At 35.8% G+C, this 20,979-nt stretch carries 21 protein-coding genes, 1 riboswitch and 1 other annotated feature; all 21 genes read right to left on the bottom strand.

What is annotated here, in order from left to right:
- Positions 1-122: 122 nt before the first annotated feature.
- Positions 123-524, bottom strand: coding sequence for a hypothetical protein (locus tag ACHABW_RS22870; protein WP_435758932.1), 402 nt, complete (start codon positions 522-524; stop codon positions 123-125).
- 110 nt (positions 525-634) lie between these two features.
- Entirely contained in the window at positions 635-934 is a 300-nt protein-coding gene (locus tag ACHABW_RS22875; RefSeq protein ID WP_435758934.1) for a TIGR04104 family putative zinc finger protein, read from the bottom strand.
- Positions 935-1,230: 296 nt separating this feature from the next.
- Complete coding sequence (locus tag ACHABW_RS22880; RefSeq protein ID WP_435758936.1) at positions 1,231-2,067, bottom strand: HAD family hydrolase; 837 nt, start codon at positions 2,065-2,067, stop codon at positions 1,231-1,233.
- 72 nt (positions 2,068-2,139) lie between these two features.
- Positions 2,140-3,384 carry a tyrosine--tRNA ligase gene (gene tyrS, locus ACHABW_RS22885; protein WP_435758938.1) on the bottom strand — a complete coding sequence of 415 codons (1,245 nt, stop codon included), beginning with the start codon at positions 3,382-3,384 and terminating at the stop codon, positions 2,140-2,142.
- Between the two features lie 39 nt (positions 3,385-3,423).
- Positions 3,424-3,635, bottom strand: a binding site (T-box leader).
- 21 nt (positions 3,636-3,656) lie between these two features.
- Complete coding sequence (locus tag ACHABW_RS22890) at positions 3,657-4,100, bottom strand: MarR family transcriptional regulator (RefSeq protein WP_435758966.1); 444 nt, start codon at positions 4,098-4,100, stop codon at positions 3,657-3,659.
- A 315-nt stretch (positions 4,101-4,415) separates the two neighbouring features.
- Entirely contained in the window at positions 4,416-5,477 is a 1,062-nt protein-coding gene (locus ACHABW_RS22895) for an FUSC family protein (RefSeq protein WP_435758968.1), read from the bottom strand.
- Between the two features lie 131 nt (positions 5,478-5,608).
- On the bottom strand, positions 5,609-6,073 hold the full coding sequence (msrA, locus tag ACHABW_RS22900) for a peptide-methionine (S)-S-oxide reductase MsrA (RefSeq protein WP_435758940.1): 465 nt from the start codon (positions 6,071-6,073) through the stop codon (positions 5,609-5,611).
- Between the two features lie 93 nt (positions 6,074-6,166).
- Positions 6,167-6,292: riboswitch (SAM riboswitch) on the bottom strand.
- 305 nt (positions 6,293-6,597) lie between these two features.
- The gene (locus ACHABW_RS22905) at positions 6,598-7,155 is read right to left on the bottom strand and encodes a nitroreductase family protein (protein WP_435758942.1); all 558 of its coding nucleotides are present in this window, start codon (positions 7,153-7,155) and stop codon (positions 6,598-6,600) included.
- A 55-nt stretch (positions 7,156-7,210) separates the two neighbouring features.
- The gene (locus ACHABW_RS22910; RefSeq protein WP_435758944.1) at positions 7,211-8,236 is read right to left on the bottom strand and encodes a FecCD family ABC transporter permease; all 1,026 of its coding nucleotides are present in this window, start codon (positions 8,234-8,236) and stop codon (positions 7,211-7,213) included.
- Positions 8,233-9,243, bottom strand: a complete 1,011-nt coding sequence (locus ACHABW_RS22915; RefSeq protein WP_435758970.1) for a FecCD family ABC transporter permease — start codon at positions 9,241-9,243, stop codon at positions 8,233-8,235. Before ACHABW_RS22915 ends, ACHABW_RS22910 begins: the two co-directional genes overlap by 4 nt.
- A gap of 134 nt (positions 9,244-9,377) precedes the next feature.
- Positions 9,378-10,379, bottom strand: a complete 1,002-nt coding sequence (locus tag ACHABW_RS22920) for an ABC transporter substrate-binding protein (RefSeq protein WP_435758946.1) — start codon at positions 10,377-10,379, stop codon at positions 9,378-9,380.
- 263 nt (positions 10,380-10,642) lie between these two features.
- Positions 10,643-12,352, bottom strand: coding sequence for an adenine deaminase C-terminal domain-containing protein (locus ACHABW_RS22925; RefSeq protein ID WP_435758948.1), 1,710 nt, complete (start codon positions 12,350-12,352; stop codon positions 10,643-10,645).
- An 18-nt stretch (positions 12,353-12,370) separates the two neighbouring features.
- Entirely contained in the window at positions 12,371-13,435 is a 1,065-nt protein-coding gene (locus ACHABW_RS22930; protein WP_435758950.1) for an ABC transporter ATP-binding protein, read from the bottom strand.
- A 13-nt stretch (positions 13,436-13,448) separates the two neighbouring features.
- Positions 13,449-14,237 carry an ABC transporter permease gene (locus tag ACHABW_RS22935; RefSeq protein ID WP_435758952.1) on the bottom strand — a complete coding sequence of 263 codons (789 nt, stop codon included), beginning with the start codon at positions 14,235-14,237 and terminating at the stop codon, positions 13,449-13,451.
- A 7-nt stretch (positions 14,238-14,244) separates the two neighbouring features.
- On the bottom strand, positions 14,245-15,066 hold the full coding sequence (locus ACHABW_RS22940; RefSeq protein WP_435758954.1) for an ABC transporter permease: 822 nt from the start codon (positions 15,064-15,066) through the stop codon (positions 14,245-14,247).
- Between the two features lie 26 nt (positions 15,067-15,092).
- Positions 15,093-16,025, bottom strand: a complete 933-nt coding sequence (locus ACHABW_RS22945) for a nucleoside hydrolase (protein ID WP_435758956.1) — start codon at positions 16,023-16,025, stop codon at positions 15,093-15,095.
- Between the two features lie 22 nt (positions 16,026-16,047).
- Entirely contained in the window at positions 16,048-17,112 is a 1,065-nt protein-coding gene (locus ACHABW_RS22950; RefSeq protein ID WP_435758958.1) for an ABC transporter substrate-binding protein, read from the bottom strand.
- Positions 17,113-17,296: 184 nt separating this feature from the next.
- On the bottom strand, positions 17,297-17,644 hold the full coding sequence (locus tag ACHABW_RS22955) for a DUF2294 domain-containing protein (protein ID WP_435758972.1): 348 nt from the start codon (positions 17,642-17,644) through the stop codon (positions 17,297-17,299).
- A gap of 693 nt (positions 17,645-18,337) precedes the next feature.
- Positions 18,338-18,562 carry a hypothetical protein gene (locus tag ACHABW_RS22960; RefSeq protein WP_435758960.1) on the bottom strand — a complete coding sequence of 75 codons (225 nt, stop codon included), beginning with the start codon at positions 18,560-18,562 and terminating at the stop codon, positions 18,338-18,340.
- Positions 18,563-18,859: 297 nt separating this feature from the next.
- Positions 18,860-19,096 carry a hypothetical protein gene (locus ACHABW_RS22965; RefSeq protein ID WP_435758962.1) on the bottom strand — a complete coding sequence of 79 codons (237 nt, stop codon included), beginning with the start codon at positions 19,094-19,096 and terminating at the stop codon, positions 18,860-18,862.
- Positions 19,097-19,351: 255 nt separating this feature from the next.
- Entirely contained in the window at positions 19,352-20,341 is a 990-nt protein-coding gene (locus ACHABW_RS22970; RefSeq protein WP_435758964.1) for an acyltransferase family protein, read from the bottom strand.
- Positions 20,342-20,979 lie beyond the last annotated feature (638 nt).

Raw genomic sequence — 20,979 nt, forward strand, 5'->3', positions numbered from 1 at the left:
ATATTTACCTATGAAACCCGTTCCTCCAGCTAAAATTACTTTTCTCATCATAAAAACTCCCATCTATATTTATCTACATATTTCCACTTTCTATCATCAATCTTCCGTTCTTAAAGTTAATCTTAAGGTCTGTATCCGTACGCGAAGGAAAACAAGAAGCTAAATAAAATAAAGAGAATAGCTGAGGGAATAATACTAAGTAGAATAAGTATTTTTCCTTTTTTAGTGCGAGCCTTGGAAAACCACCTGAAATAAATAAAAACGATAATTCCTATTAAAGGTAAAAATAGATAATTCGTTATCGTGCCAACCCATCCTGTATTTTGATCCCAATATGCCTCTGGAACAGGGAGAATGTCCTCATATTTTTCATCAATTCTATTCTTAACCGTTATAAAAAAATAAGAAACGACCAAATAATAAGCAATAATTACGCTTTTGACCCACCAAAACATATATTTATTTAAAATCACGATGATAAATATGAACCCCAATGTTATAAAAAATCCTGTGTATTGTGCCATTGCATCCCCCTTTCACTATTCACTGATTAGACAGAGCATTTATTGAAAAAACTTAAAATCTTTTTATATCTATCTTATTGCTTTGTTAGTAATCAACTTTTATTATGACCTCACTTAAAAAAGTGCTGTTGCTCGTTAGTAAATTCATATAGGAAAGGTAAACAAGCAATATAAATTATAAGTAAAAGAAAAGCTATAAAAATCATCATCGTCCAGGAAGTATTTAATAGCTTTAAGATAAACGGGATAAACACTAAAGGAACAGCAACGACACTTGACTTGAAAATACTATGAGCAGTAAAGTATTGGTTATTAGAGCAATGAGGGCATTGTTTTCGCCCATCCATAACAATTAGTAATTCGCTCCATTTAAAACCGTAGGAACACGACCAACACGTTGGTAATTTCACAAGTTTCCCCCTTTTCACTCGACAATCCTATTTTTACCTCTCCACCAATTTTAACATAAATAACCAATTGAAATTTTTGTCTAATCATTATGATTTACTAAACACTAAGCAATCTCATTTAAACTACACAAATTAAAAATGCCTCTCAAATTATCATGCAATTTGAAAGACATTTTAAATTGACCTTTGTTTTCAATAGAAAATCATTAACCCTAATCCACTTGATAAAACTAATCACTTGCCAAAATAAATTTTAATCATTATTTGTGCACTCACAAAAGCTAGAACATGAATTTTTATATCAATCCGTATTTTTTAAAGCTATTAAAAATACCATTCTCATCGTGTGTACCAGTAATATCGTCCGCTACTTTCTTAACTTCATCTTTTGCGTTACCCATGGCAATACCATGTTGAACAAATTCAAGCATTTCTAAATCATTCAAACCATCTCCGTATGCAAAGGTATCTATTTTATCCATTGTTAAATGCTGGAGCAACTTTGCAATGGCTGTTGCTTTATGGATCCCAGGAACCGATAATTCTCCACTATTATTGCTGAATGCAGGCACTGTACTAGGAATTACATTGAATGTTGAGGCGAATTCTTGACTTATTCTCTCGAAAGGTAAATTTGAACCTAAAAAGGATATCTTATTAATGTCCTCTCTTACTAAATCTTCTCCCTCCATTAAACAATCATGGAATGGTTGCAACCCTTTTTCAATTTCCTCTTTATCTTCAGGTTTTCCAGCTATTAAGTTTTGTATAAGACTACCGATACGTTTTTTGCAATGTTTACTAGCAAATAAACCTCCATTTGATTCTAAATAAAAATCTATCCCGTGTTCGGTAAAAAATTGTACAAGGTGTTCGACATCCTCTTTTTTCACTTGCTCATGTAATATAATCTCACTGCCTATTTCGACATATCCCCCAGCTGCGCCAATAATACCATCAAATCCAGCTTCTAGTATTTCGGGAAATAGCTCAGCTTTAGACCGCCCTGTACATATAAAAACAAGGTGGCCGTTATCCCTAGCTTTTTGGATCGCATGCTTAGCTGATTCTGGAATCACACCATGATCATTAACGAGTGTCCCATCAACATCTATGAAAATAACTTTTTGCATAATTACACCTGCTAACTCATTTATATTTATAAAAGTATTCGAGGGATAATAATCCCTCGTGGATATATTAATTTAGAGCTTTATTTTTACGAATTTACGTTTACCTACCTGAACAATTAAATCGTCAATCATTGTAAGCTGTAATTTAGTATCTTCTATCGTTTTTCCATTAAGTTTGACACCCCTATTATCAATCATTTTGCGGGCCTCACTTTTAGAACTTAACAACTGCAACTCAACAAGAAGATCTAAGATAGGCATTTCATTGTTTCCATTCCATTCAACTACTGGAATGTCATCGGGTAACGATCTTTGTTGAAAAACAGAGATAAAATGCTGTTCTGCCTTTTTAGCTTCTTCTTCTCCATGATACATACGCACAAGGCTCTTTCCTAATAACATTTTTGCGTCCCTTGGGTGTAATTCACCTGATTCTAACTCAGCTTTTATTTCGTTTACCTGTTCAGGTGAAAAATCTGTTACTAGTTCAAAGTATTTACCTATTAATATATCGGGGATAGACATTGTCTTCCCGTACATCTCTTGTGGCTTTTCATCAATACCAATGTAGTTTTTCTTTGATTTAGACATCTTTTCTACACCGTCAAGTCCTTCTAATAAAGGCATTAACATCGCCACTTGTTTATCTTTACCGTATTTTTCCTGAAAATGTCTTCCCATAAGAATGTTAAAATGCTGGTCCGTTCCTCCAAGCTCAATATCACATTCTAATTCCACGGAATCATAGCCTTGCATTAACGGGTAGAAGAATTCGTGCAGTGATATGGGTTTTCCAAGAGCAATGCGTTCTTCAAAATCATCCCTTTCCATCAGCCTTGCAACGGTAATTTTCCCAGCCAGCTGGATCACATCTTCAAAGTTTAATTTGGAAAGCCACTTAGAATTAAAATGAAGCTCTACTTTTTCCATATCAACAATCTTGCCAAATTGTTCGAAGTACGTCTTTGCATTATGCTTTACTTCCTCATCTGTTAATTGTTTTCTAGCAACAGACTTCCCCGTTGGATCTCCAATTTTTCCTGTAAAATCACCAATCAACAATTGAATGATGTGTCCGTTATCTTGAAACTGTTTTAGCTTATTTAAAACTACTGTATGACCTAAATGGACATCTGGAGCTGAAGGATCCAATCCTAATTTTATTTTCAGTGGCTGATTATATATCACTGAATGTGCCACCTTCACCTCTAACTCCTCTGTAGGAATAATCTCTTTTACACCTTGCTTGTAAAACGTCATTTGCCTTTTTACTTCCGCTGTTTGTTCTTCATTTAGTTGTTCCAATACATTTTCCATCTACATAACCTCCTAAAAAATTAAAAACCACACTCTTCACAAAGGGACGTGATTTTATCACGCGGTTCCACCCTTCTTAAAGAATCTGGTCTTCCACTCACGATTAACGGCACGTCCGTTCTTTGTAATTGAAGTTTTACAAAGAAAGCTCTAGGAATGTAATTCGTATTACCTTTGCATCGATTCACACCAGCCATCGACTCTCTGGAACAGGAAGGTAAGTCCTACTATTTTCCTATCATCACTTTTTACACTATTCATTTGTATCAAAACTAAAACTGATTTTTCCTGATAACTTTCCTTAGCAATTCAGTGACACTTTTCTGTTCATTTACAGTTAAACCAGAGACAATTTCAACTTCCCCTTTATGAAATTCAGGGTATAATTCTTCCATTACTTGTATCCCTTTAGCTGTAATCATTACATAGGTAATTCTTCTGTCTCTCGTATCCGTTTTTCGATAACAAAGTTCTTTTTTTTCTAATGTTTTTGTTATATTACTTATTGTGGCTTTTGATACCGCCGCAGATTCTGCTAACTTTTTTGTTTCTATTGCTTTCCAAATAGACAAATCATAAAGTATCGAAAAAGATGTCCACGATAGTCCGTATTTTGATAATACTTCGCGTTCCATTTTATTTCTCAACCCTTGTGCAACCCGGTATATGTTCGTAACGACGGAAACAGCATCCAAATCAAGTGAACCCACCGGCATTTTAGATAAGCGGTTGATCGTGTCCTTCTCTTCTTCCAGCAACTCTCCCAGATCATTAAATGAATGTATTGTAAGCCACCACCTTTTGAATTTTCATAATCGTTAGCTATGAAACGATAATACTAAAAAAATCACTTGATTGCAAGAAATAATCAATAACTATTTTTCCCTTATGATTTTTTTCACAAAATGTTACCGCCGAAATACTCAGAGGTTGACGATTAAAAAAGACCAATTCAATTAAGAAGTGGTCTTCGTATCGTGCTATTTTCATCGATTCTTCAAAACACTTAAATATAGGAACTATACCAAAAATTAACCCTGCTTTTTCTTCCGTTCCGGTGTTTCTCTTATCTTAAGATATTGATTTATTAATTTTTCAAGTCGCTCTAAATGAAAGGAATAGTCGGCGATGGAAGAAGCGATAATCATATGACGAAGTTTTTGTTCCTTACTTACATGGTAAAAACTCAGTACTTGGTCATAAAATTTATCTTTCTCTTTTAATATATCGTTTCGTGTATCTTGATGATTTTCTCTTATCTTACCTAAATACTTTAGCAATAAATATTCATGATATTTGATTAAATCTTCCAGCTGTTGGTCAAATAGATCATTTTCATCATCAACAGTCTCACTTTGAACATAGTGTTCCTCGATATTGTCTAAAAGCTGATTCCCCTCCTGTAAAACCTTCAGCATCTGGTTAAATACAATGATTTCTCTTGAGTTTAGATGCTTTGACTTGCCTAACTTTTCTCTTTCTTCATCGAACAATTTATATTGTTCTTCTAAATTTTTAAAATCTTTTTTAAAAGTCCGATTGATATCTTGGTATGCAGCCTCTGTCATTTCATTTGAAATAACAGTTCTCATTAATAATGACATATTTCTGAAAGCTGCATCGATACTTTGAATATAGTGTTTTTTATATTTTGGAGGAAATATCAATATATTTACAAGTATTGCAGTGCTAGTTCCGATCAAAATGACGAGAAGTCTTTCTAATGCAAAATATAAATCTTCACTTCCAGTCGCACTCATGATAGCGATAACCGTAACAAGGGTCAGCGGAATAGTAGTTTCCATTTTCAGCTTAATACTTAAAGAAATAATAAATATAATTACAAATCCAATAATAACCGGATTCTCCCCAAAAAAGTAGATGAAAAATAACGAAATAGAAGCACCTAATGAGTTTGTAATTACTTGGTCTGATAATTGCTTCCATGTACGATACACGGAAGGTTGAATAGCTAGTATTGCAGCTACCCCAGCAAAAACAGAGTTTTCCATGCCAAAAATAAGACAAATATAAATCGACAACGTAACTGCTAAACCCGTTTTCAAAATTCTCGGTCCAAAAGGAATACTTATCCCTCCCTCATTATTATGTTAGTATCCATTCCTTGATAGAAAATCCCAGTTTTTTGCTTGAGGGAATGATTCAGCTTTAATCTGATAAAGGAGAACAAGATCAACTGACTCATTCCCCCTTTTGAAGCTCTTTATATCCCACAAGCAACGACATTATTTTTTTGGAAGTACTTTTGATGATACTCCTCTGCTGGATAAAACGGTTGTAAAGGACTAAGTTCAGTGACAATCTCTTTACTGCCCAAGTCATTTAATTCGGCTTTTTTAGTGCTTGCAATTTCTAATTGCTGCCGGTTTTGAAAGAAAATCACAGAACGATATTGAGTTCCAATATCAATCCCTTGACGGTTACGCGTTGTCGGATTATGACATTCAAAAAACTTACTCACTAGCTCTTCATAAGATATTTTCCATGGATTATATAATACTTCAATTACCTCTGCATGACCAGTTGTGCCTGTTTTCACTTCTTCATAAGATGGATTCTCCACATGACCACCGGAATAGCCTACTTTTGTTGCTTCCACTCCGCGAATACTTTCAAAAAATGCTTCGACACCCCAAAAACAACCTGCTCCAAATACTACTTTTTCCATTCTAATTCGCCCCTTTTTGAGCGATAAATCTTCTCTCCATAAGAAAAACCTCTCTAAGTTTAAGAGAGGTTCTCGTATATGTATATACGATTACTCTCATCTTCCAAGGATCATTGTTAACGATCCTTGCAGGAATTGGCACCGTTTAAATCAATCGATCATTGATTTAATGGTTGCTGGGTATCAAAGGGCCTGTCCCTCCACCACTCTGGATAAGAAGTCTATCACTATATTTTTTTAATTAAATATCAGTGTAAATCATTTATGACTATTTATCAAGGGAAACATGGGGACGGTTCTGTGCTTCCTTTTTATTTGCAAGGTTACACGTATGGTTCCGGTCCGCTAGCCTCTATTCGACGAAAACAACAATCTCTAAAAAACCGATAATTTTATAGTTTGCTTATCTTGTGAAAGCATCCTGCTTTATTGCAGGAATGCCACCACGAGCTTATGTTTTTTTATCCTTAATACCAGAATTCCACTGAATCTACACATCAAATTGTTTTCCTGAACACCCTACTCTACTTGCCTTTGAAAACAGTAAATTTTTCTTCTATTGATGTCCGTGGCTTTGATGTAGGCATACTCTCAAAATAACCTAAATGTAAAAACCCAACAATTTTCTCGCCTGGTTGTACATCTAAAAGTTGATATACTTTCGGGTCGTATATATGTGGGTTTGTTTTCCAGACAACACCAAGCTCTTGTTCCCAAGCAAGCAATTGAAAGTTTTGAATTAAAGAGCTTACCGCGCCAAAGTTCTCCTCCCATTGCTTTTGTTGTGACTCTTCTTTCATCACAATAATAAGAAAAGCCGCTGGTTGACTCAAATAGTTTCTCCTATTTTCTTTGAGTTCTTCTGGTAAAGTATCAACTATTTCTTCAATAAACTTACTCTTTTCACCAGTAGGTACAAATATAAATCTCCAAGGCTCTCGTAGTCCATGGTTAGGTGCCCATACAGCATCTTTTAATAAATTCATTACTAACTCTTGTGAAACTTCTTTGTCTACATAACCACTCTTAATTGATCTCCGTTCGCGTATAACCTTTGCTATTGCAGATATTCTTTTCTCCATGTTTATCTCCCTTTCTAGCAAAATTTTAAAATACATTTAATGTCGTGTCATATCGTTATAAATTCTTACTTTCTTTACGCAAAAGATATAAAAAATAAGGTGCCCCTATTACTGCTACAACGATTCCAACAGGAATTTCCTTCGGTGGTATTAATCCTCGTCCAATTGAGTCGGCCACCACCACTAACAAAGAACCTGTCATTGCTGAAATAGGAATCAAAAACTTATGTTTAGCACCTACTAACTTTCTAGCCATATGAGGAGCGATTAGCCCAACAAAGCCAATGGAACCAATAGCTGCGACGCATGCAGCAGCTAGCGCAACTGCAATGAACAATAAAAGCAATCGAACACGCACTACCCTTAAACCTAACCCAATTGCTACATCATCACCAAAATTTAAAATATCAAGTTTGGTTACTAAAATCATCGACAAGGGTAGCAAAATGATAATCCAAGGGAAAACACCATAAATCTGTTCCCAGCTACTAGACCACAAACTACCAGTTAGCCAAATGAGAGCAGCATTTATTTCTAGTGGGAACTTAATCATAAAGTACTGAATCCCAGCATTACATAAAGCCCCAAGAGCAACTCCTCCCAGTGCTAACGTGGTCGGCTGCATCCCTTGTTTATAAACTAAGAGATAAAGGATAAGTGCAATGATCAGTGCTCCAGAAAATGCAGCAAGCGGTAAAACAAAAGTAGGTGAATTTTGAAAAAGGATGATAACCACAACCGCACCCAGCCCTGCCCCTTTTGTAATGCCGATGACGTCAGGTGATGCCAAAGGATTTCGAATAATGCCTTGTAAAATCGTACCCGACACAGATAAACCTGCCCCAACAAGAAGCGCTAAAACGATTCTGGGAATTCGATATTTTTCAATAAGAAATGTATCCATCTCTGTCCCTGTCCCTATTAACACAGCTAATACATCTAAAGGATGAATAAAAACAGCACCTATCCCTGTACTTAAGATAGAAAATATAATAATTGCTACAGGCAAGATAATAAACAGCCATTTAGGCGTTATACGTTTTATTCTAGTAATATCCTTGTCCACTTCGTCTTTTATCATGATAAATTCCTCCCTCTTTTTATTAAGTAAAAAAAGAAAGGAGCACCTACTAGTGCTGTCACAATTCCAACGGGTGATTCATATGGAAACGATATAAAACGTGCAACAATATCCGCATAAATAAGGAGTATAGCTCCAAATAACGCGGAAAAAGGCAAAATCCATCGATAATCTATACCTACAAGATTCCTTGTAATATGGGGTACAATTAATCCTACAAAACCAATAGGACCCGCAATGGAAACAGAAGACCCTGCTAAAATAACAACGAGTAACCCTGAAAGCACGCGTATCCAACCAGTATTTTGTCCCAAACTACTCGCAACATCATCTCCAAGATTCAATACATTAATAGAACTAGCTAATAAAAAAGATCCGATTATCCCTAGAAGAACCCAAGGGGAAATGATTCTTACATCCTGCCAGCTTGTACTATCTACTGAACCCGCTAACCAAAAAAGAATTCCTTCTGTCGTATCCTCGTTAAATATAATGAGTCCCTCGGTTATTGCCGATAGAAAAAAGTGAATAGAGATTCCAGCTAAGGCTAATTTGACAGGTGTCATTCCCTCTCCGGAAGAACCTAAGTAATAAACTAACATTCCTCCCAAAGCTGCTCCTAAAAAAGCAAAATAAACCATCGAATATGGTGAAATTCCTGTCAAGAAAATGGAAGAGGCCACAACTACAAAAGAAGCTCCTGCATTAATTCCAAAAATTTGTGGAGACGCAAGGGGATTCCGGGTGATTGCTTGCATGATCGCGCCCGCTATAGCTAAACTTGCTCCAATAAGACATGCAATAATAGCTCTTGGTAAACGAATAGTTTGCGCAATTAAATGCTCTTTTGTTAGCTCAGCAATAAAAAAAGATTCGATCAAATGAGTAAAACGTACATCTGCCATACCAATGGATGTACTAATCAAAATTCCAACGACAAGGATGAAGATCCCTATAACAAAAAGTGGTAAAAAACGAAATAATTCATTCCTGGAACTTTTCGTGATGGATTGTTGGTTTTTTGCTGAAATATTCATATATAGGCACATCCTTTGTTGAAACAATTGATGAAATTCACTCGTTCATCATTGAAATGAAAAAAGCGGTAAGATCGGCTTATCCGCTTTTTTTGGATTATTATTTAGTTCTCATATAACAGGTCAATAGTATCTTGAACGATTAATTCAGCAGCTATTAATCCTCGGAAACGTGACCATTCGTTCTGATCGACTTTATAGACCTGATCATTTTTCACAGCACTGATCTCTTCCCATAATGGGTTTTCTTCCCATTCTGATATAATTGTTTCTTCATCCCCTGTCATAAGAAAAATAATATCAGGGTTATGCTCCACCAATGTTTCTAAATCAATCTTATTTGTTGCATCCTCTACTCCCTCACCTTGAATCGCATTCTTTAATCCTAATGTTTCAAGTAAAGACCCCGTATATGATGTAGATGAATGGGCGTGAAATCCTGTATCTGTAACTACAGCCGGTAAGAATGTGCGGCTTTCATCAGAAGGAACTCTAGACTTCAGTTCAGCTAACAATTCGTTGTGCTCAGTCGTACGCTCGTCAGCTAGTTCTGTTGCTCCTAAGGCTTCCGCTATGATGGGAAACGCCTCAACGTTTTCTTCATAATTAGCACTTAAACTAGATAATACAATTGTAGGTGCGATTTCACTTAATTCTTCGTACGAATCTTTATGACGATTTAAATCAGCAATAATTAAGTCTGGTTGTAAACTGGCAATAACTTCTAAACTAGGCTCTTTTCTAGCACCAACCGAAGTGTAGTCGCCGATCTTTTCAGCAATAGGACCGATTATCCGTTCTTCATCACCATCATCAGCAATTCCAATTGGAGAAATTCCTAAAGATGCTAATGCATCCACAAATGAAAATTCAAGTACTACGATGTTAGTTGGTGTTCCTGTAATCGTCGTCTCACCCATTTCGTGAGTAATAACCCTCGATTCTACATCTTCTTCATCAACCTCTTCATTGCTGTTTTCAACTTGAATTGATTCTTCCTCCGCTTGTGCTTTATCATTTGCTGCTTCATTATTAGATCCACAACCAGACAAAATACTTAACAACATAATGATAATAACAATTAAAAATGATGCTCTTCTTTCCATGATAAATTCCCCTCTCTTATGTATACCTAAAAATAAATCTGAACTGATAATGATTATCATTCACAACAAATCTAATAGTACTATTGAACCCTAATTGTGTCAATGCAATTTACAAGAAACATAGGGAAACATGGGGACGGTTCTGTGCTTCATTGTCACCGACTGGCTGGCGAGATGACAAAATGCTAAAAAGGCCCTTCCCTGATGAAAGAGCCCTGTTACTTAAAAAGATGAGGAAATTAAAATTGAGAATATCTTATTACCTATTCCACAACGAGTGGAACAACATTACCTTCGTTTACATTAATCAATCCGTAGTCAGTAATTTTTAATGCCGGACTCACCGGCAGAGAGAGAGTACTTATCGACATGATCGAATTATAATGGTTGTAACCTAACTCTTTCATCGCATTTCTAAGATCTTCTACCTGTTTGGCAAATAAACCTAGAGGTTCTTCGGATAATATCCCGCCTACTGGCAGCTCCAGCATTTGAAGTACTTTGCCGTTTTCTACTACACAAATCCCACCTTGATGACGAATGACTTCATTGGCTGCCTTCACCATGTCTTCGGTATTTTGTCCAATAACCAATAGATTGTGATTGTCATGCGAGTAAGTTGTTGCTATGGCGCCTTTTTTAATAACATCCCCGTCAATTAATCCATGAGCGCGGTTCCCATTTTTTCCATAGCGCTCAAATGTTGCAATCAAACCATGTTCACTCTCTTCCCATTGTAGAATATGATTACGAACCTTAAGTTCACTTTTTTGTTCTTCTGTAAATGTCGACCCATCTTTGACCATCATCACGCGACACGAATAGCTACCATTTTCTTGCTTCACAATGATTGAAAAATCATGTTCATGTAAAGGACTCAATTTAACACTTTGATAAAAGGAATCCGGAAATTGAGAAGGCATTCTCGATTGAACATATTCTTCCCTAACATCATAGGCTTTCTTACCATCTTTAAAGACTTGATCAATTTCAAACTTTTGTAAATCATTTAACAACACGAAGTCAGCTACTTTACCAGGCCCAATGACACCACGATCAGTTAATTTCATTCGCTGTGCAGGAGTATATGTACACGCGTAAATGACTTGTTCTATGTCCATTCCCATTTTCATTGCCTTGAGAGCCAAATGATTAAGATGACCACGGTTCTCAAAGGAATCTGCCATGACATCATCTGTCACAAAACAAAAATGTTCAGTCACCTGATGTTCCACCAAATAATCAATGATTTCTTGAGACATTGATTTCTCTTGAAGCTCAATAAACATTCCCGCTGCAAGTCGTTCTTCAATCCCTTGTAAGGTTTGGTGAGTGTGATCGGAATCTACTCCTGCATAAATCATTTTGTGTAAATCTAAATCCAGCAATTTAGGAACATGACCTTCTATTGTTAAATAGGGATATTTCGCGCGAATGTGCTCGATAATTTGATTGGACTTTGTCTCTTTGTCAGATATAACATCGACGTAATTCATAATCTCTCCTAAACAAATAATCTCCTCGGTTTCCATGAGTTCATCTATTTCGGCGATACCGATTGATCCACCAGTAGTTTCCATAGACGTAGCAGGTACAGAGCTTGGAATACTATAAAACATATCAACCATACAATACCTACTGGCTTTAATCATTTCGGTAACTCCTTGCAAACCAAATACATTTGCCATCTCATGTGGCTCAGGAACGATTGTTGTCACTCCGTTTTTTATTAACCCAAAAGAGAATGTATCTGGCGTGACCATCGTACTTTCAATATGAAGGTGAATATCAATCAAACCTGGTATCATGAATTTTCCTGTGCCATCGATCACATCATTTGCTTGGAATGATTCTTCCCCTCGTTTACCAATATAAATAAATTTCCCGTTCAGAATACCAACATTATTTATACTGAATTTTTTGAAATAACTATTGAACACAGTTACATTGTTAATCAAAGTGTCTATTTTCAACTCTACCACTCCTAAAATTTACTCTACTAAAACTAACTTTTCTTTTGGGAAATCAAGTATGACATTTTGATCAACGTTGTACGGATTCTCTGTTTCATGATTAACTGTTAATTGTCCAATTGGTGTATCAACGATGTATTGATACCCTCTCCCCAGAAACGTACTCACTTTCACATTAGCACTCATACTATTTTTCTCCGCTTTCGGCTCTGAGCTAGGCTTTATAATAATATTATCCGGACGAATAGCACCAACTTTACTTTTCTCAACGTTTGCTGAGCAAACCGCTGGGTCCACTATAAATCGATGGTCATTCCGTGTAAATTCAATAAATTTATCCTGCACGTTTCGCTCATCAAAAGTAATGAAGTTCTTGAAACCAATAAAATCAGCAACGAAAGCCGTTTTTGGCATTTTATAAATTTTAGCAGGGTCATCGAGCTGTTCGATAATCCCCTTGTTCATGATAGCTACTTGATCAGAAATCGAAAAACATTCCTCTTGGTCATGGGATACATAAACTGTAGTTATACCTAGTTCTTGCTGAATTCTGCGTATTTCTACCCTCATATTCATCCGCAAGTTTGCATCAAGGTTACTAAGCGGTTCATCGAATAATAGTAGATCTGGCTCGATTATTAGAGCTCGAGCTATCGCTACTCTTTGTCGTTGACCACCCGATAACTCTTGTGTAAAACGCTTCTCAAACCCTGTTAAGTTCACAATTCCCAAAATACTTGACACTCTTTTTTCAATGTCTACTTTGGATACCTTTCGCAAACGCAACCCAAAAGCGACATTATCAAACACCGATAAATGGGGAAAAAGAGCGTAGTTTTGAAAAACGAATCCGAAATTCCGTTTGTTAACAGATACTTTCGTATAATCTTTATCTTGAAACATAAACTTTCCTTTTCTTGCCTCCAGAAATCCTGCTATTAAACGTAATGTCGTCGTTTTCCCACATCCGCTTGGTCCTAGAAGGGAGATGAGTTCTCCTTTTTCAATGTCCAAATTAAAGTCATGTAAAATATCCTGCTTATTGTAGGCAACTGATATATTGTTTAAGCTGAGTAATGCCATTGAGAATGCTCCTTTATCGTTTAGTGAAATAAGATATCCCTAGTAAACGTTCAATTAATAACATAAGAATTGCCGTTAATATCATGAGCAACACCGAAATTGACGCAATTGTCGGATCAAAATAATACTGTACATACGTCAACATCTGTATCGGAAGCGTACTAATTCCAGGTCCCGTCATGAATACGGAGATGTCTACATTATTAAAGGATTCTAAAAATGCAATGATGACAGCTGCAATGATTCCAGTCTTAATATTCGGCAGAACTACTTTAAAGAATGTTTCTAACCTTCCTGCTCCAAGGCTCAACGCTGCTTCTTCAATGGAAAAGTCAAAGTTCGATAAACTAGATGAAATCACCCGAATGATAAAAGGAAGCATAATAATCGTATGTCCAACAAAAAGTCCTAAGTAAACTGGTACCTGATATATAACAATAATATATCTTAGCAACGTAAAACCTAATACAATTCCCGGTATTAAAATCGGAGAGATGAAAATGGCATTAATAATATCTTTCCCCTTAAAATCAGCTCGACTTAACGCGTATGCGGCTGGTATACCCAGAATTAATGCCATTAAGTTACCGGCAAACGAAACTAGTATAGATATCTTAAATGTTTCGAGAAACATCTGTACTTCAAAAATATTAATGTACCATCTAATAGAAAATCCTTCTGGTGGAAACTTAAGTACATTTCCTGGTTCAAACGACGTCAATGAAATAATAATAAGTGGCCCTAGCAAAAAGATAAAGACAAGTAGCGTAAACAGGCCCAATACTCTATTTTTTTCCTGCATACACCTTCTACCCCTTTGGATTCAGCTTTTGAGCTGCTTTATTCATAATACTTATGACAACAAACGTAACGACAATCATAATCGTTGCAATAATGGATGCTAAATACCAATCATTTAATGTAATCGCATTTTGATATAGAAAGGTGGAAATAACTCTTGCTCTCCCACCGAGTAACGCTGGGGTCGTATAAGCTGTAAAACTACCAACAAAAACAAGGATAGAACCAATCATTAATCCTGGTACACAAAGTGGCAATACCACCTTTTTAAAGACTGTAACTTTTGAAGCGCCTAGACTTTCAGCTGCTCGAAGTAAATCTTGATCGAGATTCTCTAGAACTCCAACAAGCGTAACTATAATTAAAGGCAAAAATAAGTGCACCAAACCTATGGTTACAGCAGTCGTTGAATAAAGAATTTCTAATGGTTCCTGTCTCATGCCTAGTGATAATAAAACGTTGTTAAGCAGTCCTTCTCTTCCGAGGATAACCATCCAGCTAAATGCGCGTACAACAGGACTCGTTAAAAGAGGAAAAATAGTTAACAGCAGGAGAATTATTTTTTTCCTGCCTTTCATCTTTGAAATAAAGTACGCGACAGGAAACCCTAACACAATACAAGCTAACGTTGTAAATAAACTGACACCCAAAGTTCTCCAAAGAATACTCATGAAATAATCATCTGTGAAAAATTCTAGGTATCCACTAAACGTAAAGCTTCCTTCTTGTAAAAATGTTGTTCCAATCGTCAAAGCTATAGGAACGATCATAAAAATTGTTAAAAATAAAAGTCCCGGTAATAATAATAAATATAATGATCTTTTTTTCACAGTCAAAACCTCTATTCCTGGTTCCCCTAAGAGTTTAAATTTTCAATAAATAAATTTAAAAATGCCTCTGAATCTACTTCTAAACAGACATTAACATTAGGTTTTTTTTCAAGCCGATGTTGAAAATCGCAAACCGTTTGTCCATCACATAGTTCGCTCCGTGTTTCCACATCAACAAAATACCGTTCTGTTGTCACTATTTTTTTATCCAAAGCAACCCCGATTGCTAATGGATCATGCAAAGCACACCCTTCGACACCATTCCGCTCATAATAGCGCTCGAAGTAATCTGCTGTGCTTTTCTTTACATAACTAGCGAGCGAAGGGTCTTTGAGTTGTTGAATATGTTTTTTCATGAGCAACGCTAGTCTGGTTACGTCCAAACCAACAAGAGTTAATTCTGGAATTCCTGCATGAAGAACAAGTTTGGCTGCTTCCGGATCAACATACATGTTGTATTCTGAAGTAGGAGTAACATTGCCTCCCCCCTTCAGCACTCCGCCCATAAAAATAACTTCTTTCACCTTATGTACAATTTCTGGCGACTTCTCAAGGGCTAACGCTAAATTCGTTAGCGGACCTGTCATAATAAGCGTAATTTCATCAGGATATTGCAGGATTTTCTCAATGATAACGTCTGCTGCAAATCCTGTTGCCGGTTTTTTAGTCACTTTCATGTCAAGAAGGGCTCCTCCGAGCCCGTCTTGTCCATGAATGCGATGTTCAAAGAAAGATTGTCTTTTTAAAGGTTTATTAGCTCCTTTAATGATAGAAATTTCATCGTCAATCTTTAAAAGTTCAAGTATTTTACAGGTGTTCAGAGTGGCAGTATCTAAAGAAACATTCCCGTTCACCGTTGTAATACCAAGAATATCAAATTGACGACTTTTCACAGCAAGAAGGATTCCAAGCGCATCATCTACTCCTGTATCCACGTCCAACATCACTTTCTTAGTCATACTTACCACTTCTCTTTCTTAATTATTGAACAAATTCACGATTCCATCGATCAATCCACTCGTCGTTATTTTCATTCACGTAGCTCATATCAAGTGAAATCAAACTTTCTATTACGTCACTTCCATACGTAAGGCCTTCTGCTTCTTCTTCTGTTAAATCCAATGTCGTATTAACAGGAGAATCAATCTTGGCAACTGCTGCAGCTTCTTGAACTTCCTCGCCTAAAATCCAATTAATAAACTCTTCTGCAACTTCTTTGTTTTCTGTTCCTTTTACCACATTAATTGTATTAATTACGGCATAGCCTCCTTCTTCAGGAGAAATGAATTCTGCACTAGGCACAGATTCTTTCACATCCGCAAAGAACATTTCCATGATAGGACCTGCTGAAATTTCTCCTTGAACGAACATATTCACAAGCTCGGAAGTTCCTTCATATTCCGTCACAATATTAGGATTTAATTCACCTAATTGTTCAAATGCATCGTCTTCATTAAATGTAGAATTGCCAGCCACTCGAGAAGCAGCATCTAAGAACATCGGCCCAGATGTTGTTGTAATTCCTGGAATGGTAATATCTTTTTCTAACTCTGTGCTCCATAGATCTTCCCATGAGGAAATTTCTACGTCGGTTCTCTCCGGATCATAAGCAATACCAAATTGAGCGATTGTATATGCTGGACCATAATCTTCTCCATTCGGTGCAAGTGCTAAGTCATAGATATCTTCTAAATTAGGAATATTACTGCGATCAATGGTTTCAAATAACCCAGTCTCAATTCCTTGCTGAGCATAATAGTCAGATAAGTAAATAAGATCGACATTAGAACTACCTTGTTCGATTCTACTCATTCTTTCTGCATTATTCCCAGTATCCAAAACAATTTTCACGTTATGTTCTTCTTCAAATGGAGCAAACACTTCTTCACGGAAAAAATCTTCCGCAAATCCCCATGTGGAAATAACTAATTCTGTAGGTTCTCCCTCTTCGTTTTCTCCTGCTTCTGGTTCAGAGTTTGAGTCCCGACACGCTGCCAATACAATAACTAACATCAAAATAGACACGTAAGACAAAATACTTTTCATGCTTCACCCTCCATAATTTTAGTATGTACACAAAATAATATAATATAAAAAAGAAAAGATGATCCTGACAGAATGAATGTTTCATTCCATAAGGTCATCTTTTCTTTGTTAACAAAGGTAAGAGACTGCATATCGGTAACACGGATTTCGTTTTTGATAGATCAAAAATAAAACCACATTATATTTAGTTTTCATCAAGAAGAACAATATTCGTAAATGCGATTTGAGTAGACGCATCGTAATCCCGCAACACTACTTCAATTGGGAAGTTTAATTCTTGTTTAATTCTTTCATTTAATTTCCTCTTATAGAGTAACGACATTCTAAAATCTATTTCTCGCTTTAAGCTAGGATCCTCTCCCTCCAAAGCGGCTGAGCGCGATGAACGGCGATGTTTAGCTTGGAAAGTAATAATGTTTTGATCTATGGAAATTTTCAGCAAGGTTGTGCCAACACCAAACAATTCCTTAGATACATCATTATAAATATGGGCAAGAACCTTTTTATTTTGACTTGTATCAAATTGAATTATAGCAATCACCCACTTACGAGATTATTAAGTTAACGTAATTATACAAAAGTATTTTTGGATAATCAATAGCATAGTTCGGATTTTTAAAGAAAAATTGACTTTTTTCGTTTTTTTCTGTCAGATTTCATCACCAAATACGTAATATATAGCCAGATACATTAAACAATTAACGCCTTTGGAAACTCAGGGACGCTTCTGTGCTTTATTAGCAAAGCAGCAGTAACTCATTTCTAAAGCCTTTCTTTATCATTTTATAGAGAAGTTAATTAATTGGGATCACATAATTTATATAACTATTCTATTAACGAACTTATTAGTTCCAGAAAAATTCTTGAAACTAAAGATCTTACTAAGGAAAACAAGTAGTAACTTTTATTACATACAGCGTGATTTTTCTCCACTTCAAGTAGCACTCTACGTATTGCGTGCAGGTACTACTCAGAAGGGCAAGCTTCCGTTATGCGTGTGGCGTATAGGTAGCTCTCAACTTATACATACTTATCTTAGAACAAAAATTATAGTAATCTTTTATAGTAAAGATTTGAAGCTATTTTTGGAATCATACCAGCAGTTTCGAATTAAATACGAGACTGCAATAGACGTTTTGGATTCATCAAAAATCCCTGTAATCTATCAACATTAAGAGGCCTGGACAATAACTGTCCTGACCTCGCGTGTATTATTCTTCAACAACTAGAAGTGTTTCTTGTGTCTTTTCGGTTTGTCCTCTTCATCTAATAGACCCTCAACAAGGTCTTTGATTAAACAACGACGAACAGCATCACAAAGATCCTCACCGTCAATAGTTGCACGTACGGGAACTTCGAAATCATCATCCAAAAGATCTGCTAAACGTCTTAACTTTTTATCAGAAATCCCTGCTACATCACTATCATTTTCTCTTCTATAATCTCTCATTGAACTCACACCCCCTTTTTGTTTGATACTGCATACTATGTCTGATAAAAAGGGAGGGAAGGGCAATTATACTTACTATTAAACAAATGTGCTAAACTTTAGACGTTCGCTAATTTTAAATTGAAGCACACTGATTAGAGTTTACCTTTAGTTAAAGGGCGGAATTCAAACTTTTTTCGAAATCGTTCCAGAAAATTCAGACTCAAATACGAGACATATAAAAATAAACGTTTTCGATTTATAGACAAACCCAATAAGAGGACAAGGCAATAATTGCCCTGTCCTCCCATCTAAAAACTAGTCGTGTTTCTTACGTTTATCATCATCATCTTCATCCAAAGCCCCTGCAAGAAGGTCCTTTAATAGACAACGACGGACTGCATTGCAAAAATCTTTACCGTCAATAAAAGCATTAACTCTGACTTTGAACTCTTCCTCAAAAACACCAGCTAGATCTTCTAAATCTCTAGCATCTGATTCGGAGTCTTTAAAGTAACTTTGGTTTCCATTATCGTCAAATTCTCTTCTCATCATTTTATCTCCTCCTTTCGTTTTCTTCATTCAATCTATTCATATTTCATCAGACAGTATAGTTATTTCCCACGATTTTAAGAAACATGGGGACGGTTCTCTGCTTCATTATCATTGTCTTGGGAACGCGCGTGCTCATCATACACATATATAAAACGCAAAAAAAACTCTTTCCGAAACGAAAGAGTCCTTTTACTTTTAGAAAACAAGCATGTATTTATTATATGACATCCATCACGGATACCATTAAAAGCACTTTTATACAGAAGATGTTTTATGTTTCCTTTTTAAAAATTTCACTTCGATCAAACCACTTGTTATTTTTCTCACCACTTTACTTTGTGTAAACCACACAATCAATAACGGAATAATAAACAAGGAGACATACATCGATTCTTGGATGACAAGCTCTTTTATAGGAGATTCCACGATTAGTTTTATAAAAAATAAATGCAATAAGTAAATATACATCGTGTATTTACCAATTTCTGATGTTCTTAATGTTCTTTGAGGGATTAAGAGCACGATTGAAAATGAAACGACGAACATTGTCATATACGTGATCATTCTATACAACCAGGCTAAATTAATATCACCATTTAACATAAACTCATAACTTCTTTTCCCCATCAACCATTGCCCGTGATCTATCAAGTTATATTGATATATAAAAAATAGCAAGCTAGTTAAACAAATAACACTTATCACTTTAATGGTATTTTTTTTGAAAGCCAGAATATGATCCATCTTTGCATAATATCCTAGGATAAAGAATGGAAAGAAAAAGAATGTTCGTGACATGCTTAACACTTCGTTTATTTCATTCACATATCCGGCAAATACCCCTATTACAACAGAGAGAATCAAACCGTATTTAAACCTACTGAACACAATTAACAATAGGTTCCAGAAGAATAAACTAATTAAAAACCATAACGCCCACCTAGGAATTAAAAAATTATAAGCTAAGCCATCTCCATACAAATTGTAATACGTCGTATAAATATATTGAAATATTAAGTACGGAATTAATAGCTTAATAGCCAATTTTCCAATATACCCTTTTCTAGCAAAGTTTTTCGAGAAGTACCCTGCCACAAAAACAAAAAGTGGCATATGGAATATATTTATAAAAAAATACAAACTATCTATGAATTCACTTCTACCTAAAAACTGTCCCATTAAGTGACCCGTAACCACCAAAAAAATTAAAAACACTTTTAAATTATCAAAATATGAAATACGCATGTGTCACTTTCCTTCTTTATGTCAAAATCAAAACAATTACCTTTCTCAATCTACTTAAAATCTCCTCGCACGTCAAGCTTTTTTAACTGGAAACATGAGGTTGGTTCTCTGCATCATTTCATTTCTAGGATGGATAGTTTATAATTTAATAGAATCCCTGAAAAATTTTCTTATCTATCAAGCAATTACTTTTAAGAACTGTTTAAGTAGGTGCACTTTGTTCTGCTATATGAGGCTGCTTAGTATAAATATTATAGCTATAGTTAGTAACGTTCAAGTGAAGAACTCGTCTTGAATGGTTCTAAATAATGTGATTAGCTACGCTCAGGATGAAACGCTCGCACCCACTGACGACAAACGTCAGGGATAGTAAACATCGTCACTTCTTCAACGCTTCTATTTTATATAGAAGAAACAACTTCAAATTTCCTTATTCTCGCTCATGCCCCTGTTTTCTATCTGCTACGTTTGTAGGTGCTACCAGCGTAGCACCTACCTTAAAAAGGGTTTTTCAAACTCGCTTATTCTTGCTCATGCTCTTGGTTTCTACCCGCTACATTTGTAGGTGCTACCGCCGGAGCACCTACCTCGAAAAGCACTTTTCAAACTCACTTATTCTCGCTCATACTCCTGTTTTC

Source organism: Salipaludibacillus sp. CF4.18 (assembly GCF_051262595.1).
In the GTDB taxonomy this organism is placed as follows: domain Bacteria; phylum Bacillota; class Bacilli; order Bacillales; family Salisediminibacteriaceae; genus Salipaludibacillus; species Salipaludibacillus neizhouensis.

What these genes read in the sequence shown, in the direction of transcription:
- ACHABW_RS22870 (WP_435758932.1), bottom strand. Translation starts at nt 524, where the DNA reads ATGGCACAATACACAGGATTTTTTATAACATTGGGGTTCATATTTATC.
- ACHABW_RS22880 (WP_435758936.1), bottom strand. Translation starts at nt 2,067, where the DNA reads ATGCAAAAAGTTATTTTCATAGATGTTGATGGGACACTCGTTAATGAT.
- tyrS (WP_435758938.1), bottom strand. Translation starts at nt 3,384, where the DNA reads ATGGAAAATGTATTGGAACAACTAAATGAAGAACAAACAGCGGAAGTA.
- ACHABW_RS22890 (WP_435758966.1), bottom strand. Translation starts at nt 4,100, where the DNA reads ATGCCGGTGGGTTCACTTGATTTGGATGCTGTTTCCGTCGTTACGAAC.
- msrA (WP_435758940.1), bottom strand. Translation starts at nt 6,073, where the DNA reads ATGGAAAAAGTAGTATTTGGAGCAGGTTGTTTTTGGGGTGTCGAAGCA.
- ACHABW_RS22905 (WP_435758942.1), bottom strand. Translation starts at nt 7,155, where the DNA reads ATGGAGAAAAGAATATCTGCAATAGCAAAGGTTATACGCGAACGGAGA.
- ACHABW_RS22910 (WP_435758944.1), bottom strand. Translation starts at nt 8,236, where the DNA reads ATGATAAAAGACGAAGTGGACAAGGATATTACTAGAATAAAACGTATA.
- ACHABW_RS22920 (WP_435758946.1), bottom strand. Translation starts at nt 10,379, where the DNA reads ATGGAAAGAAGAGCATCATTTTTAATTGTTATTATCATTATGTTGTTA.
- ACHABW_RS22930 (WP_435758950.1), bottom strand. Translation starts at nt 13,435, where the DNA reads ATGGCATTACTCAGCTTAAACAATATATCAGTTGCCTACAATAAGCAG.
- ACHABW_RS22935 (WP_435758952.1), bottom strand. Translation starts at nt 14,237, where the DNA reads ATGCAGGAAAAAAATAGAGTATTGGGCCTGTTTACGCTACTTGTCTTT.
- ACHABW_RS22945 (WP_435758956.1), bottom strand. Translation starts at nt 16,025, where the DNA reads ATGACTAAGAAAGTGATGTTGGACGTGGATACAGGAGTAGATGATGCG.
- ACHABW_RS22950 (WP_435758958.1), bottom strand. Translation starts at nt 17,112, where the DNA reads ATGAAAAGTATTTTGTCTTACGTGTCTATTTTGATGTTAGTTATTGTA.
- ACHABW_RS22960 (WP_435758960.1), bottom strand. Translation starts at nt 18,562, where the DNA reads ATGAGAGATTATAGAAGAGAAAATGATAGTGATGTAGCAGGGATTTCT.
- ACHABW_RS22965 (WP_435758962.1), bottom strand. Translation starts at nt 19,096, where the DNA reads ATGATGAGAAGAGAATTTGACGATAATGGAAACCAAAGTTACTTTAAA.
- ACHABW_RS22970 (WP_435758964.1), bottom strand. Translation starts at nt 20,341, where the DNA reads ATGCGTATTTCATATTTTGATAATTTAAAAGTGTTTTTAATTTTTTTG.